This is a genomic window from Collinsella sp. TF10-11AT (assembly GCF_003437565.1).
Classification (GTDB): Bacteria; Actinomycetota; Coriobacteriia; order Coriobacteriales; family Coriobacteriaceae; genus Collinsella.
The window spans coordinates 134686-150844 of record NZ_QSQW01000001.1 but is presented as its reverse complement, the minus strand read 5'-3'; the positions used below and the strand labels follow the sequence as shown (position 1 = coordinate 150844).

The following is a 16159-nucleotide window of genomic DNA, read 5'->3' as shown; positions in this document are numbered from 1 at the left end:
CGGCGTGATTCTCCCGTGGGGTATTATGTTTTCCGAAGAATAAAACGCCGCGTGAGGAGAGAGCTGCGTGGACGGGCGCGTGCAACATGACGGTTTTGGCCGCGATATCAACTACCTGCGTATTGCCGTTACCGACAAGTGCAATTTCCGCTGCATTTACTGCATGCCGGCCGATGGCGTGGCGCCCCGCGCGCACGACGAGCTGCTCAGCGCCGAGGAAATCGCCCACTTTGTGCGCCTGGTGGCGGGGGAGGGCATTCGCCGCGTGCGCCTGACGGGTGGCGAGCCGCTGGTCAGCCGCCGTATCATTCCGCTCATTCGCGACATCCGCGCGATTCCGCAGATCGAGGACATCTCGCTTACCACCAATGGCGCCCTGCTGCCCAAGCTGGCACCGCAGCTCAAAGATGCCGGCCTTAACCGCGTCAACATCTCGCTCGACACACTCGACCCTACGCTGTTTGGAAAGATCACGCGCCTGGGTCGGCTCGAGCAGACCATGGCTGGCATCGACGCGGCGTTGGCTTGGGGCTTTGAGCCCGTTAAGGTCAACTGCGTTGTGGTGCGCCGGCTCAACCAAGATGTGGCGGCCCTCGCGCGGCTCACGCTCGACCGTCCCATCCACCTGCGCTTTATCGAATACATGCCCATCGGCGACGAGCGCACGAGTTCGCATTGTGCCGTGGATCCGCATGCGCCCGCGCTCAATCCCGAGTTGTGGGACGCGAGCGATACCGTGCCGAGTGACGAGCTGCGGGCGCGCGTCAATGCCGGGGCCGCCGCGGCGGGACTGGGCGAGCTCGAGCCACTCGACATCACCGACGCTCCTGCCGGCGCGGGCCCTGCGCGCTACTGGCACTTTCCGGGTGCGGCGGGAACGGTCGGCTTCATCAGCGCCATGTCCAACCATTTTTGCGCGAATTGCAACCGTCTGCGCCTGACGGCCGATGGCAACGTGCGTCCGTGCCTGTTCAGCGATGCCGAGTATTCGGTGCGTGAGGCGCTTCGCCGTGGTGATGATATGCAGGTACTTTCGATTTGGCGCGATGCCGTGGCCCACAAGCCGCAGGAACACGCGATAATTGAGGGCACGCAACGATTTATGTCCCAAATCGGAGGATGATCATATGGCCAAGAGCAGGTACGCCGATGCCACCAAGGCCGCTCGCAGGGCCGCGATGTCTGCCCACAAAGTCACGGCTGCGACGAATGCTGGCAGCGCCGACGCGTCCGTGCAGCCGACTGCCAGTGCTGCCACCGAGCTCGTCCGTGACGCCCGTCGCGACGAGCTGACGCACGTGGACGCCAAGGGCGAGGTACGCATGGTCGACGTGTCCGACAAGGCCGAGACCCATCGTATCGCCATCGCCGAGGGCACCATCCTCATGCATCCCGAGACGCAAGCCATGGTGCTGCAGGACCGCGCCAAAAAGGGCGACGTGCTTGCCTGCGCGCGCGTGGCGGGCATCATGGCCATCAAGCGCACGAGCGACATCATCCCCATGTGCCATCCGTTGCTCATTACCAAGAGTAAGTGCGACATTGCGCCCATCGCGCCGGCGGGGACGCCCGTCGAGGACGTGCCCGAGGGCTGGGCGCCGTCGCGCGCGGACGGGCAGGTCGGCTTTCATGTGCTGGTCACAGCCGGCGTGACGGGCAAGACCGGTATTGAGATGGAGGCCCTGACCGGCGCGAGCGCCGCGTGCCTGACCATCTATGACATGTGCAAGGCCGTCGATCGCGGCATGGAGATTGTCGACGTGCGCCTGTTGCACAAGGAAGGTGGCCGCTCGGGCGTGTGGGATCGTTCAGAGCGTCAGGCCGCTGCTGCTGAGGCCGTGGCCGCTGACGGTGCCGCGATCGCGAGCGCACCCGTCGCCGTCGCGCCTGCGGCCCTGACCCCGGCCGTCCCCGCGATCGCGTTTATCGGCTACCAAAACTCGGGCAAGACCACGCTCGTCGAGAAGGTCATTGCCGAGCTCACCCGCCGCGGCCTGCGCGTGGGTTCGCTCAAGCATCACGGGCACCACGGCTTTGATATCGACGTGCCCGCTAAGGACACCTGGCGCCATCACCAGGCCGGATCCAAGCACGTGGGCCTCATCTGCGCCACGCGCTGGGCGGAGTACGCCGACACGCGCGAGGAGGACGAGATGCCCGCGCGCGAGCTGCTGTCACGCTACAACGATGTCGATGTGGTGATCATCGAGGGCTACAAGACCGAGGGCTTCGACAACATCGTGGTCGCGCGCTCCGGCGTCGACCGTCTGCGCGGCAAGAGCTCGCTCGACCTGGTCGACGGTCACACGCTGGCCCTTGCCTGCAACGAAGCCCTGGCGCGTCAGGCCTTCGACGCCGGCTTCGCGACCCGAACCATCAACATCAATGACGCCCGAGCCATCTGCGATCTCATCCAAGACCACCTTTAAGGCTTGACGCTGCGCCGGCCCCAAGCACTCCATCTCGCCCCTCAAGCCGTCGCTCGCGTACCAAAGTACGCGTCGCTCCTCTTTCGGGGCGACCTGGGGCACTTGGAACCGGCTCGCTGCGCTGCCATAACATGCCAAAAAGGGACAGGCATCTTTGTGGTGGTTTTTGCAAAAAAGCTTTGACTTAAAGTTAGCTCAAGGTGTCATAATCGCTGACAAACGATTGCGATCACGGAGGCCTCATGTCAAAACTGTACTTTATGCGTCACGGTCAAACGCTCTTTAACTTGCTTCGTCGCAAGCAGGGCTGGTGTGACTCGCCGCTCACCGAGCTGGGAATCGAGCAGGCTAAAACTGTCGGTGCGACCCTGCGAGGGCGTGGCCTTACGTTTGACCATGCGTACAGTTCGACGTCCGAGCGTGCGTGCGACACGCTTGAGCTTGCGTTCCCCGGTCAGCCTTACGAGCGCGTCAAGGGCCTTAAGGAGTGGAACTTTGGCAAATTTGAGGGCGCGAGCGAGGATTTGAATCCGCGCCTGCCGTACGGCGATTTTTACAAGCAGTATGACGGCGAGGGCGAAGTCGAGTTTCGCGAGCGTATGATGGCGACCATCACCGAGTTCATGCAGCGCCCTGGACATGAGAGCGTGTTGTGCGTGAGCCATGGCGCCGCAGCGGCTCAGGTCATGCGCGGCGTGGGCGTGGAGCCGCTCAAGATGAAGCACCGCATTGGCAACTGCTGTGTGCTCGAACTCGACTTTGATGCTACTACCGGCACATTTGCTCTTGCAGATTTGTACAACCCCTACGGCACCCCGCGCGAGTAACATCGGGGCATCAGCCAAAACCACCACAAAGGGGCCAGGCACCTTTGTGGTGGTTTTGCCGTTTACAGGCGATTTCCTACCGTTCAGCGGACTTTCGCACCAATGGGGCTTACGCTGCATGCAAGTTTCATCCTACAATCGCCCACGTGCTCACAAGTTTGTTACTCCTCGGGAGGCATCACTTGCGCATAATAGAAGACGAGGAATATCGCCCCGTCGTCTAGCGCCGATGTCCGAGGAGTTTTTTCATGCTCATTTTAAAGAAGATCAACAATAACGTTGCTCTCGCCGCCAGCGATGACGGCCGAGAGGTTGTTGTCTTTGGCAAGGGCATCGGTTTTCACGAGATGCCCTACGAGCTTGTCGATGAGTCGCTCATCCAGCGCAAATTCTATAACGTTCCCGAGAGCCTGCAGGATATGGTCGGCACACTTCCCGACGACGTTCTGCTCGCGGCAAGCGACATTGCCTGCTTCGCATCCCAGCAGCTTGGTTGCAAGCTGTCCGGTGGCCTGCCCTTTATCCTGGCAGATCACCTGCAGTTTGCCGTTCAGCGCGACGACGACCAGATCAGCGCTCCCAACCCGCTCGAGCATGAGGTGGCTTTCATCTACCCGCGTGAGCTCGAAATCGGTCAGTCCGCGCTCGCCATCGTGCAAAAGCACACCGGCGCCAAGCTGGGTCAGAACGAGGCCACGAGCATCGCGCTCCACATCGTTAACGCCGAGGTCGACGGCATGGGCCGCGCCAAGGACATGGACTTCATCATGAAGAGCACCCGCGTGCTTGACGAGGTAACCCATTCCGTGGAAAAGCAGCTCGGCTGCTCGCTCGACACGGCGTCGTACTGCTACATTCGCTTTCTTGCGCACCTGCGCTTTTTGGTTCGCCGCCTTGTTAAGGGCAGCTGCACGCAGACCGAGAACTCCTCACTGTTTATGCAGGCCGCCCGCGATTTTCCCGAGGCCTACCAGTGTGCGTACGCCATCAACCGCGTGTTCGAGAAAGAGTTCAAGCAGAGCTGCTCGGACGAGGAGCTCTTGTATCTGATGATGCATATCAACCGTCTGCGATCGGCTTCGCAGACCGAGTGAGTAAAGCCGCCAGCCCGGCGGCAATCGCAACAATTCTTTTTGGTTTCTAACTGCGGGCAAGGTACCGGCTCGCGGTAGGGGATATTTTTGTCGAAATTTGGAAAAGAGAGGACAGATCATGGCAGGTAAATACGACGATCTTGCTGCCCAGATCGTAGAGCTGGTTGGCGGCAAGTCCAACGTCAAATGCGTCGCACACTGCATTACCCGTGTTCGTTTTAAGCTCAAGGACGAGTCGAAGGCCAATGACGAGGCAATCTCCGAGCTGCCCAACGTCATCAAGGTCATGCACGCCAACGGCCAGTACCAGGTTGTTGTGGGCAACATCGTCGAGGACGTCTACGACGCCGTTCTCAAGGCCGGCGGTTTTAGCGACGGCGGCGCCGTCGACGCCGATGACGACGATGCCGCTCCCAAGGGCGTTACCGATGTGATCATCGACCTCATCTCGGGCATCTTCGCCCCCATGCTCGGCACCTTCGCCGCTGCCGGTATCATGAAGGGCCTGCTGGCGCTCGCTACCTTCCTGGTCCCGAGCTTTGCCAACGACGGCGCCTACACGCTGCTCTACACCGTCGCTGACGGCATGTTCTACTTCCTGCCCGTGGTGCTTGGCTTTACCGCGGCCAAGAAGTTCAAGATGAGCGAGTTCAACGGCATGGCCATCGCCTTTGCCCTGGTGTATCCCACCATGGTTGCCCTGACCTCGGGCGAGGTTGTCGGCTCCGTCGAGCTCGGCTTTGCTGGCACCTTCTCTTGGTACACCACGTTCCTGGGCCTGCCGCTCATCATGCCTGCCTCGGGTTACACCAGCTCCGTTATCCCCATCCTGCTCATGGTCTGGTTTGGCTCCACCCTCGAGCACTGGGTTAAGAAGTGGATGCCCGCTTCTATGAAGATGTTCTTCACCCCGCTGATCGTCGTCACCGTTACCGTCACCCTTGGCTATCTGGTCATTGGCCCCATCGCCACGCTCATCACCAACCTGCTTGGTGAGTTCTTCGCGCTGCTGTTTGGCCTGCCCATGATCGGCTCCCTCCTGGGCTGCACCCTCGTCGGTGCCTTCTGGATGTGCCTGGTCATCTTTGGCTTCCACTGGTCGCTCGTGCCCATCGCGCTGGTCAACCTGTCCACTCTGGGCCACGACTACATCCTGGGCTCCGTTATCGCCCACTCCTTCTCGCTGGGCGCCGTGCTCTTCGCCATGTATCTCAAGAACAAGGACGAGAAGTTCCGCGGTATCGCGCTGCCGGCCATGATCTCCGCCTTCTTCTTTGGTGTCACCGAGCCCGCTATCTACGGTGTCGCCCTGCCCGATAAGAAGGCCTTCATCAACGCCAGCATCGGTTCTGCTGTGGGCGGCCTCATCATTGGTCTCTCCGGCGCCGTGGTGTACATGTCCGGTGGTCTGGGCGTCTTCAACTGGCTGTCCTTCATCGACCCCTCCGGTGTTAACGGCATCAGCCACATGATCTGGGCTATCGTTGCCTCTTTCGTGGGTGCCGCCGTGGGCTTTGCGATCGAGTTTGCCACCTACAAGCCCGAGGCTGCCAAGTAGCCCAAACGACAAAGACTCGGTACCAAGCCGGCGGGGGGGAGCGCCCCGCCGGTTTTTTTCAAAGGGGCTAGATGCCATGCGCTCGTCCGAGCGACTGCCCAAAATCAAAACCATGCCGGATTACGGGGCTGAAACGGTGAGTGCTGACCATACCCCGTTTTTCCGTAAACTGACAAGCCTCCTACCTGCGGTTTTGTCCTTGCCGTTTCTGGCATGCTCAAGGGGCACTGGTTCTGCCCCGTAAACCGGCATGGTTTTGAACCTGCCAATAAGGGACAGGTTTATTTTGGTCGGTTTTATCTGGGCAAACGTCGTCTCCGTCAGCTCCGTCCGCATATCTTAAGCCGGCATAGTTTCGATGGGTCGGTCCGTGCGCGTCCCGCAACATGCCTCGCCACGAAACCGGCCTATCTACTACGTTTAAGTGGTAGGGGCCAACCACACGGTGGTTTTTCGAAAACCGCCAAGCCGTCTACCTGCGGTTTTATTTTTGACAATTGCGGCGTGGTCGGGGGTTCACGACTAAACGTAGTAGATGGGCCGGTTTCGTGGCGGCCGACTCAACGCGAACTCCGATCGGGACGCAAATTCCCTCGTGGACGCCGCTTCGGCGTCCACGCAACATCCCAACACGTACGAAAGGAGCCAACATGGCTTTTCCCGATGGATTTCTGTGGGGCGGTGCCACTGCCGCCAATCAGTGCGAAGGCGGATACAACGAGGACGGCAAGGGCCTCGGCGTTCCCGACATCATGACCGGCGGCACGGTCTCCGAGCCGCGCCACATTACCGACGGCATTCTGCCCCAGTACCACTATCCCAGCCACGAGGCCGTGGACATGTACCATCACTATCTCGACGACATCAAGCTTTTTGGCGAGATGGGCTTTAAGTGCTACCGCATGTCCATCAACTGGAGCCGTATCTTCCCCAACGGCGACGAGGCCGAGCCCAACCAGGCCGGCATCGAGTTCTACCGCCGTGTGTTCCAGGCCTGTCAGGAGCAGGGCATCGAGCCCATGGTCACCCTTAGCCACTATGAGCTGCCTTATGGTCTGTCCAAAAACTACGGAGGCTGGAAGAACCCCAAGCTCATCGATTTCTACCTCAACTACGCCCGCACCGTCATGACCGAGTACAAGGGCCTGGTGCGCTACTGGCTCACCTTTAACGAAATCAATTGCCTGCTCATGGGCGGCTTTGGCGGCGTGATGGGCGGCGGCATGGTGCCCGAGGCAACCGACACGCCCATGGCCTTTGGCGACTGCGACTGGGACGACCCGCAGGCGCGCTTCGATGCCCTGCACCATCAGTTCCTGGCGAGCGCCAAGTGCGTCACCATGGGCCATCAGATCGATCCCCAGAACAAGATCGGCTGCATGATCGCCGGCAACGCCTGCTACCCGCACACGTGCAATCCGGCAGACGTTCTGGCCGCACAAAAGCAGCAGCGCGAGATGAACTTCTACTGCGGCGACGTGCAGGTGCGCGGTGCGTATCCCTCGTGGGCGCCCAGCGTGTGGCGCCGCGAAGGCGTGCACGTGGAGGTTTCGCCCGAGGACGCCGCCACGCTGGCCGCCGGCAAGGTCGACTTCTACAGCTTTAGCTACTACATGAGCGCCACGGCCACGGCTGACCCGGTGCTGCTGGAGCAGGGCAACATCTTTGGTGGCGCCGGCAACGAGTACCTCAAGAAGAGCGATTGGGGTTGGGCGATCGACCCCGAGGGCCTGCGTTACTACCTGGAGGAGGTCTACGACCGCTACCAGGTGCCGCTGATGATCGTCGAGAACGGCCTGGGCGCGGTGGACGAGGTCGAGGCGGACGGTGCGATTCACGACGGCTACCGCATCGATTACCTGCGCGAGCATATCAAGCAGATGGAGATTGCCATCGAGGACGGCGTGGACCTGATGGGCTACACCATGTGGGGCTGCATCGATTTGGTGAGCGCCTCGACCGGCGAGATGAAGAAGCGCTACGGCTTCATCTACGTCGACAAGGACAACGACGGCAACGGCACGCTCGCCCGCAGCCGCAAGGACAGCTTCTTCTGGTACAAGAAGGTCATCGCCACCAACGGCGCCGACCTGGCCTAGCCAAGTCTCAACCAGCGTAAACGTCGCAACCACCACAAAGGGGCCAGGCACCTTTGTGGTGGTTTTTGCTTTGGTAGATGTGTGGGACATGCCTTACAATCTACCAAGTAGTTCATGACGGGCGAAAAACGGAGAGAAGGGTCCTGATGTGTCCTTAATGTTTCATGCGGATAGATTGATTTGACAGACGGTGGCGAATGCCCACCGCCCGTATTCGTATGAAACAAGGAGTCTCCATGCTCGCATCTCTTTTCTCAAAGCCTCAATCATCGCTGTCCGTGCAGGCTAAACGCCTGGTGGCAATGCGCTTCCTCATCTACACCGGGTTTCAGACCAGTTATTTTATCGGCGTCATCGGAACGCTTACCTATGCGGACGATGCCTCGGTCGTCGCGACGTCGCTGGCCGTCCTGTTCATGAACGTTTTCGTGATCCTGGGTTCCTTTGCGGGTGGCGCTGCGCTCGACGCATGGGGTCCGCGCCGCCATTTCTTGCTGAGCATCGTCGGCGCTCTCGCAACTGGCACGGCAATCATCGCCTTTGGTAGCGCGACCGGCGTCGTCCTACTCGGCGCGGTGTTCCTGGGTTTTGTGATGGGATTTGCCCAGCCCATCGCCACGTCCTATCCGGCCTACCTCACCGACGATCCTGTCGAGCTCAAAGACATCAACTCCGCCATCGCCATGTTTTCAAACGTGAGTATCATCGTTGGCCCCACGCTGGGCGGCTTTGTCGCGGCGGCTGCATCGTCGCGCGCGGTGTTCGTGCTCATGATGCTCTTTACCGTGCTGGCGTTCGTTGTCGGTTGGGGTTTTAGGCCGCAGACCAGCCATGTCGCCGGGCATGCGGATGCCGATTCGGCAGAGGAAGGGGAGCGTGCGGGACAAAGCTCCAACCCCAGCACGTCCGCCCGCGCCACCTTCGCAGCCAGCATCAAGACAGTCTTCACCAACAGCGTCCTCGCCCTGCTGTTCTGCATCATTTTTCTTTCGAACTTTGGCTACGGAGCCTTCGATCCGCTGGAGTCGTTCTTCTACCGCGATGTCCTGCACGTCGGCGTTGAGTGGATGGGCTGGCTCTCGTCTGCCTGCGGTGTCGGCGCGGTGCTGGGTGCCGTGCTCGCGCTCCGCTTGCCGCCGCACCTGGTCAACCTTAAAACGCTGCTCGTGGCACTTATGTCAGTGGGCCTGGGAAGCCTGCTCTATGTGGGGACGCCGTACGTGGGTGTGGCCCTCGTCGGTCAGGTCGCCCTGGGCATAGCTTGGGGCATCGTCAACCCGCTCCACAACACGATCGTGCAAACGACGGCGCCGCTCGAGCAGCTCGGTCGCGTGAACTCGGTCATGGGCTTTGGCAATATGTTCGCCGGCGTGGCCCCGCTGGCGATTGCCCCGTGGCTGGCGGCGACATTTGGCGTACAACGGACACTCGTGGGGGCAGGCATGGTCGTGACGGCGGTTCCCGCGGCGCTGCTGCTGTTTGGACGCCGGCATCTGGATCGTGCCGTAAAGCGGTAAGAAACAGGTAAGAAACCATCACAACATTCGATGAAAATTGCGATTTTGCCGAAAAACGTCGAATGTTGTGATGGTTTGGCCCGCAAACGTCGCAACCACCACAAAGGGGCCAGGCACCTTTGTGGCGGTATTTTCTTTGACAGACCGCGCCCGAGCCTTGGTATACGATGTACGCCGTTCACGAATACACCCCACACCGCCGCGCCACCCAGAAAGGCCCCCATGGACACCACCTTTAGCCGCATCAAAGCCGTGTTCTGTGATATCGACGGCACGCTGCTCACGAGCCAGCACACGGTGTCCCCGCGCACCGTGGCGGCGATTCGCGCCCTGCGCGAGCGCGGCGTGCTCTTTGGCCTGTGCACCGGGCGCGACGCCCACGCGACCGAGGCCATGTACGAGTTCTGGGGCATCGAAGGCCTGGTGGACGTGCTCGTGGGCTGCGGTGGCGCCGAGGTCATCGATCGCGCGCACGCCATCAACGAGCTGAGCTTTCCGCTGCCGGGCGAGACCATCGCGCGCATCTGCAAGCACATGGCGGACCTTCCGGCAACACCCGTCTGCCCCCGAGACGGCGTGTTCTACGTGCCCGAGAGCAACGCGTGCGTCGAGCACCTGTCGCGCGTCGACGGCGTGCCCTACCAGGTGGTCGATTTTGCCGAGTTCTTGCGCGAGCCGCAGCCCAAGGTGATGTTTACCATGGCGCCCGAGGTGATGCCGCGGGTGATTGAACGGGCGTCGACGTTTGCAGATAACACTGTTAAGGCGGCGGCCCTGCAGACCACGCAGCGGCTCTACGAGTTCATGGATCCGCGCGTGTCCAAGACGCGCGGCCTTGGGCGCGTGGCGGAGCTCAACGATATGGAGCTCCAGGACATCTGCGTGTTTGGCGATGCGGACAACGACACCTGCATGGTGGCTGACGCCGGCGTTGGCGTGGCCATGGCAAACGGCAGCGCCGCCACCCGCGCCGCCGCCGATTTTGTAACCGTCAGCAACGACGAAGACGGCATTGCGATCTTTGTCGAGGAACATCTGCTGTAGCGCCGGGGGAGAACCCCCGCAATGGGGACAGGCGCCTTTGTGGTGGCCTCAGGCGATTTGGGCGAATTGATGCCTAAAATCTGCGCGATAATTCAAATATAGTTGTCTGAACATCATGCCTCTAACCACCGGTGGGTTAAAGATATTCTCATCAGTTTGGTAGGATATTCCTTCCGGTTAATAATCTACCGTTCACGGTCGATTTTCGACCGTTCACAGGATGTTTGCTCTTGAGCAAAAGGTTGTGCAAATAAATAAAATGCTATTAAAAAACTGATAACTAACTTAATTACCAGTAGAAACAGATATTTTATAGCGAATAAACGAAGGCAAATCTAAACAATTGTCAAGAGAATTAAGAACTTGCACAAAAATGTCGGTTTTGCTGCTCAGATGTTTAAACAACCGTTATAATTGCATCACTTAGCGAGCGCAATTACAGATTGCGCAGATACGTTTGATAGGGAAAGAGCAAGATCGCGGTCTCTTGGGGAGGAGACATCGATGAAAGCGAATTCGGACAAATCTAAGCAGAGTAATAAAGCGACGCGCCGTGTACTGGCAGGCGTTTTGTGCGGAGCCTCCGTTTTGAGCCTGGTACTGTCGCTCGTCATGCCCCCGATCTCGCAGGCCATTGCCAACGATGCCCAGACGGTTTCTACCGAGGAAACTGTGATGGGGGGGGGTTCCTCAAGTGAGTCTACTGTTGTAGACAACACCACTAACGGGGATGCCGAGAACCAGAATAGTGATGATGCCGAGAATGGCGAGACCGATCCTTCAAATGGCCTTGAGCAGAATCAGGTTGAGGATCAGCCTGAGGACGAGCTACTGGGTGAAGACGGCAAGTCGTCGGATGACAATGCTGCAATGGCGGTCGCGGAAGGCGAGCAGGCCGAAGCGGCATCCGGTGAGATAGATAGCGCGGAAAAGCTGAAAACTGAGCTGGAGAAGGCGAGCGACGCTGCCAACTTTAAGCTTACGAAAGATATTGTTACCAGCGAGACAATTCAGCTCAATAAAAGCGGCAGTATTATCACGTTGGATCTAAATGGCTGCAAGATTAAGCATGAGAGTTCCAATCAGCCTCTCTTCAATATCACCGCTGGAGCAACGTTGACCGTCAAGGACGGCCAGCAAGCTGCCCCGACAGAGACCATGGTTAATGGAGTAAATAACGGCAATCTCGCTTCAATGGATTACGACGGTTCCAGCATCCCGACCAAGCTTACCTACTACGTAACCGAATCGGTCGCAAAGGGAACCGGTACAACCGAGACCCTTAAAGGGTATAAGGCTGATATCAAGGGCGCCATCGTGGCGTGCGGTAACGCCGACGCTACTGGTTTAAAGCTCGTCAACCTTTATAATGGCGGCAACTTCAATTTTGAAAGTGGCGTACTCACACAAAAGAAGGATGACCGTATCGGCAACCTCATCTATGCCGAGAACGGCTCTACCGTCAACATGAGCGGTGGATACGTTTGTGGTGCCTCTACGGGAACTTCGGGTGCCGGCGCGGGCATTATGGTATCCAACGCGAACGGTGGCGCCTCGACTCTTAAGCTGACTGGTGGTGTAATCGCTGGCAACTATGCCCCCAATGGTGGCGGCGTGTACGCTAACGGATCCACAGTTAATATGACCGGCGGCACGATTTCCGGTAACGGTACGCTCAAAGACCGATCGGGCTACGGCGCCGGTGTTTGTGCTGTTAGTTCAACTGTAGTCATTTCAGATGGTTACATCACCAACAACAACTATCAGTTCTACAGCGAAAATGAAGGCTCCACGAAGCATATTGGTAACGGATGTCACGGCGGCGGTGGTATTGCTGCCTTCAATAGCGGCAGTCTCACAATTAACGGTGGCTTCATCACCGGTAACTATTCTGCCGAGGCCGGTGGCGGTATTTATGCTGGCGCTTGGAATCGGGCTCTCTCCTTGTTTTCGTTCTCTGGTGGAAGCATCGCCAGCAATGTGGCGCAAAACTCTGAGGGCGGCGGCGTCCGTATCGCTGCGCCTACCATTGGCGTATTTAATGTGAGTGTGAGTGGCAAGAAAGCCTACATAACTAACAATACGACTAATACCACCAATGACTGGGGTGGCGGTGGCGTTTTTGTCCAGGGAGGCAACAGTGACGAGGGCGTTAATTCGGCGCGTCTCAAGATATATAACGCCCTGATTACCAAAAACTCGGCTAAGGGCTATGGTGGTGGCTTCGCAGCCTGCCCGAGCGGCAAGACGGCGATTACCGATGCCAATGGTATTGCGATTTTCGGAAACACCGATGCAAACGGTGAGAATCTATCAGGCGGCACCAATGGTAAGAATGAAGACCAGCCTCCAAGTGTTGATGGCGGTGAGATTACCGATGACTTCAAGAGGCGTGGCCATGAGGACCTCTTCCTTATCCGCAAGTCGGATAACGCTGACTATATCGCAGCCGTAACGGGCCAGATGCTCGGCGGTGGTGCTGCAAATTGGTCGGGCACGATTGACGGTCAGCCTACGACCATCGGTAAGTATGACGGAGTCCAGGCCAAGTACATGATTGGCCTAAAGTCCGAACCGTTCGTTGAAGATCAAAATGAAGCTATAAGGCTGGCTACGTTATATATCACGGGCAACAGTTCCAACATCCACGGTGGTGGCATCATGACCAACGGCGACGTAATCGCTGGCTCCACTCAAGAAGTCAAGGTTTACCCCAAGATGAAGCTCAATGGCTCCAAGGTGCTTAAGGACGGCACGCTTAAAGGAAATGACTTCGATTTCCAGCTACTCAGACAGAACAAGATTATTAACGAACAAGGCGGGATCTCATATACAGTTCCGAGCTTTGACTCCAATGGCAAACTTCAGCTCAATGGCTGCTCGGTGGTTGATACGGTGAAAAACGATGGGGATGGAAATCTCACCTTTGATCTGGGTGAAGTTTATGCCGACGACGATCTTGTTTACTACTTGGTAGAGGTTCCGGGCACGGACAAGAACGTGACTTACGACAAAACGATCTACAAAATTGATCCTGAGGTTGTGAGGGATGAGAAAAAGTCGCACAACGTGCTTGACATTAAATACACGTATTACAAAGTCGGGAGCGTTTCGGTAACAAAGGTAAAAAATGACGGCGCTGGCGCAAGAACGCCAGAAGCAGAATCAGCAGCCACCGTAGCAGCTGAAGGCGAAAACGCTGTTATCGTTGCGCTTACCAGTGGTGCAACTTTCACTAACAAATACACTCCGTACACCTCCAAGGGCTCTTGGACTCCCAAGGTGACTAAGGTTGTTAAGGGTGGCGAGATGAAGGAGTTCACGCTCGAGCTTGCGGATAACGATAAGTTCGATAATGCCGAGACGGTTACGACTGACCCCAAGGGCGAGATTACCCCCACTGCCGACGGTGGCAAGTCCCAGACCCGGAGCTTCAAGCCGATCGAGTACGAACTCAAACAACTCGACAAGCTCGCGTCCGACTCCACGGGCCGTGGCGCTTCCAAGACCTTCACGTACTATGTGCGCGAGAAAACTGACGGTTCGCTGTTCTCGCACTATAAATATGACAAGTCTGTCTATCGATTTGACGTCACGATGACGGACAATACAAACGGCAAAATCGAGCCCACGAATGTGGCCTGCACCAAGATCGTTGACGCCGACGGTAATCCCATCGATGGCACCAAACCCGACTCCACCCCCACCTTCACCAACACCTACTCCACTTCATTGCCCCTTTCTGGTATGTCGGGCGTCACTCTGACGTACCTTGCCGGCGCGGCGGCGCTTTGCGCTGCTGCGGCCTGGATGCACATTCGTCGCAAGGCGAATGCGAAGGGAGGCGAGCGTCGTGAATAAGAAAGTTTGCTCCTTCCCGATCTTGTTTGCGCTGCTCGCCCTCTTGATCGGCACCTGCACGGTTGTGTTCCCCGCATCCGCGCAGGCCGCGCCGAGCGCGACCGGATCCATCACGGTGACAGGCACCGTGGCGCGCTGCTACGACGCCTACCAGATCTTTGACGCCAACGTCGTCGATGACGACAACGACGCCAAGATCGCCACCGACCTTGTCTGGGCAAGCGATGCCGTGCGCGACGCCGCGCTGCCTGTGTTGCACAGCGCCGGCATGCCCAATTCCCAGACCACCGCACAGGAAGCTGCCGAGTGGCTCAACACCGATTCCCGCCTTACGAGCGCGCTGAGCGCACGGCTCGCTCGTTCCCTCCAGAACTCTGGCGCCGTGTCCGTGGCCCTTAACGCGGGTACGGAGGCCAAGCTGCCCTGTGGCTACTGGCTCATCGTCGCCGACGACGACGCCATCGCCCAGGGCGAGGCCGGCACCGCGCCGATTATGGCGCTGGTGGGCGGCAGCGCCGTCACCGTCAAGCCCAAGGCGGCGACCCCCAAGGTCCAAAAGCATGTGCTGGAGGACAGCACCGCCGCATGGCAGAAGGCCGCCGACGCCACGGTCGCCGACGACCTGTACTGGCGCCTCTCTGCCACGGTCCCGGCCGGGCTCACCGCCTACGACACCTACACGGTGCGGTTCGTCGACACCATGAGCGCGGGACTCGACCCCTCTAAGGTGGCCGCGAGCATGCGCGTGTACGTGGCGGCGGGCGCGGACGGCGGCTTCGACGCCGTCTCGGCCGGTAAGGACGGCCGCGCCGGCGTCGAAGCCGCGAAGGGCTGGACCGATATCACGGCCCAGTGCGCCACCAAGGTAGCGGCCGACGGCAAGACCTTCACCGTGCGCACCGGCGACCTGATCGCCGCGCTCGGCGGGGCCGACGCCTTCGCCGCGGGCGCCCGCGTGGTCGCCGTGTACAATGCGCCGCTCAACAGCGCATGCAACCACGGCATCGCGAAGGGCAACCCCAACGAGGTCTACCTGCGCTACCCGCGCTCTCCCTTTGCCGACCAGTCCGGCGACGCCGGCTTCACCCGCACGCCGAGCGACGATGCGTGCGCCTACACCTGGGATCTCGCACTCACCAAGCGCGGCAGCGACGGCGACAAGCCGCTTGCCGGGGCAGTCCTGAGCATCGCCGACGACCGCGGCCGCACGCTGGCGGCCGACGGCACGTGGGATGCGGAGGGCAAGGCCACCGTCACCACGGGCGAGGACGGCCGCGTGACCGTCTCGGGCGTGGACTCGGGCAAGCTGGAGGTCCGCGAGCTCAAGGCGCCCAAGGGCTACACCGCCTTTGAGGGCACGCGCTCCGTGACGGTCAAGGCCGAGGGCCTGGACGTCGACCAGGTGGCCGCCGCCAAGCCCAAGCTCACCATCACGGCCGAGTCGCCCCTGCGCGCCGACAGCGCGGACGGGTCGACGGGCAGCCTGGAGGCGTCGCTCATCAACGTGCCCACCGGCACACCCCCTAGCATTACCACCGGAGGCTTTATGCCCTCGACTGGCGATATGGCAATGTACGCCGCGGCCGCCGCAGCGGTCGCCGGAGCCGCGCTCATCGTGGTCGCGCTCCTGGTCAAGCGGGGAGGTGGCAGCCATAAAGAGTAGCTGGCAGCCCCACAGAGAGCGGGGCGAGACGTAGCGAAGCAGATGCTAAGACACAGACAGACAGATT

10 protein-coding genes are annotated in these 16159 nt (G+C 59.5%); all 10 read left to right on the top strand.

What is annotated here, in order from left to right; translation table 11 throughout:
- Nucleotides 1–67: 67 nt before the first annotated feature.
- A complete protein-coding gene (gene moaA, locus DXC99_RS00715; RefSeq protein ID WP_233505634.1) occupies nt 68–1123 on the top strand; it encodes a GTP 3',8-cyclase MoaA in 1056 nt (351 codons plus the stop codon).
- Between the two features lie 4 nt (nt 1124–1127).
- Nucleotides 1128–2429 carry a molybdopterin-guanine dinucleotide biosynthesis protein B gene (mobB, locus tag DXC99_RS10590; protein WP_117628955.1) on the top strand — a complete coding sequence of 434 codons (1302 nt, stop codon included), beginning with the start codon at nt 1128–1130 and terminating at the stop codon, nt 2427–2429.
- 242 nt (nt 2430–2671) lie between these two features.
- Nucleotides 2672–3256 carry a histidine phosphatase family protein gene (locus DXC99_RS00705; RefSeq protein WP_117563640.1) on the top strand — a complete coding sequence of 195 codons (585 nt, stop codon included), beginning with the start codon at nt 2672–2674 and terminating at the stop codon, nt 3254–3256.
- Nucleotides 3257–3504: 248 nt separating this feature from the next.
- Nucleotides 3505–4350, top strand: a complete 846-nt coding sequence (locus DXC99_RS00700; RefSeq protein WP_117628954.1) for a PRD domain-containing protein — start codon at nt 3505–3507, stop codon at nt 4348–4350.
- Between the two features lie 118 nt (nt 4351–4468).
- Nucleotides 4469–5908: a PTS transporter subunit EIIC gene (locus DXC99_RS00695; protein WP_117628953.1), complete on the top strand. Its 1440-nt coding sequence runs from the start codon at nt 4469–4471 to the stop codon at nt 5906–5908.
- Between the two features lie 650 nt (nt 5909–6558).
- Nucleotides 6559–8007 carry a glycoside hydrolase family 1 protein gene (locus DXC99_RS00690; RefSeq protein WP_117563637.1) on the top strand — a complete coding sequence of 483 codons (1449 nt, stop codon included), beginning with the start codon at nt 6559–6561 and terminating at the stop codon, nt 8005–8007.
- Between the two features lie 236 nt (nt 8008–8243).
- On the top strand, nt 8244–9524 hold the full coding sequence (locus DXC99_RS00685; protein WP_158551566.1) for an MFS transporter: 1281 nt from the start codon (nt 8244–8246) through the stop codon (nt 9522–9524).
- A 222-nt stretch (nt 9525–9746) separates the two neighbouring features.
- Entirely contained in the window at nt 9747–10568 is an 822-nt protein-coding gene (locus DXC99_RS00680) for an HAD family hydrolase (protein ID WP_117628951.1), read from the top strand.
- Nucleotides 10569–11072: 504 nt separating this feature from the next.
- Entirely contained in the window at nt 11073–14429 is a 3357-nt protein-coding gene (locus tag DXC99_RS00675; protein WP_117628950.1) for a Spy0128 family protein, read from the top strand.
- The gene (locus DXC99_RS00670) at nt 14422–16092 is read left to right on the top strand and encodes an isopeptide-forming domain-containing fimbrial protein (protein ID WP_158551563.1); all 1671 of its coding nucleotides are present in this window, start codon (nt 14422–14424) and stop codon (nt 16090–16092) included. The genes DXC99_RS00675 and DXC99_RS00670 overlap by 8 nt, the downstream gene beginning before the upstream one ends.
- The last annotated feature ends 67 nt before the right edge of the window (nt 16093–16159 follow it).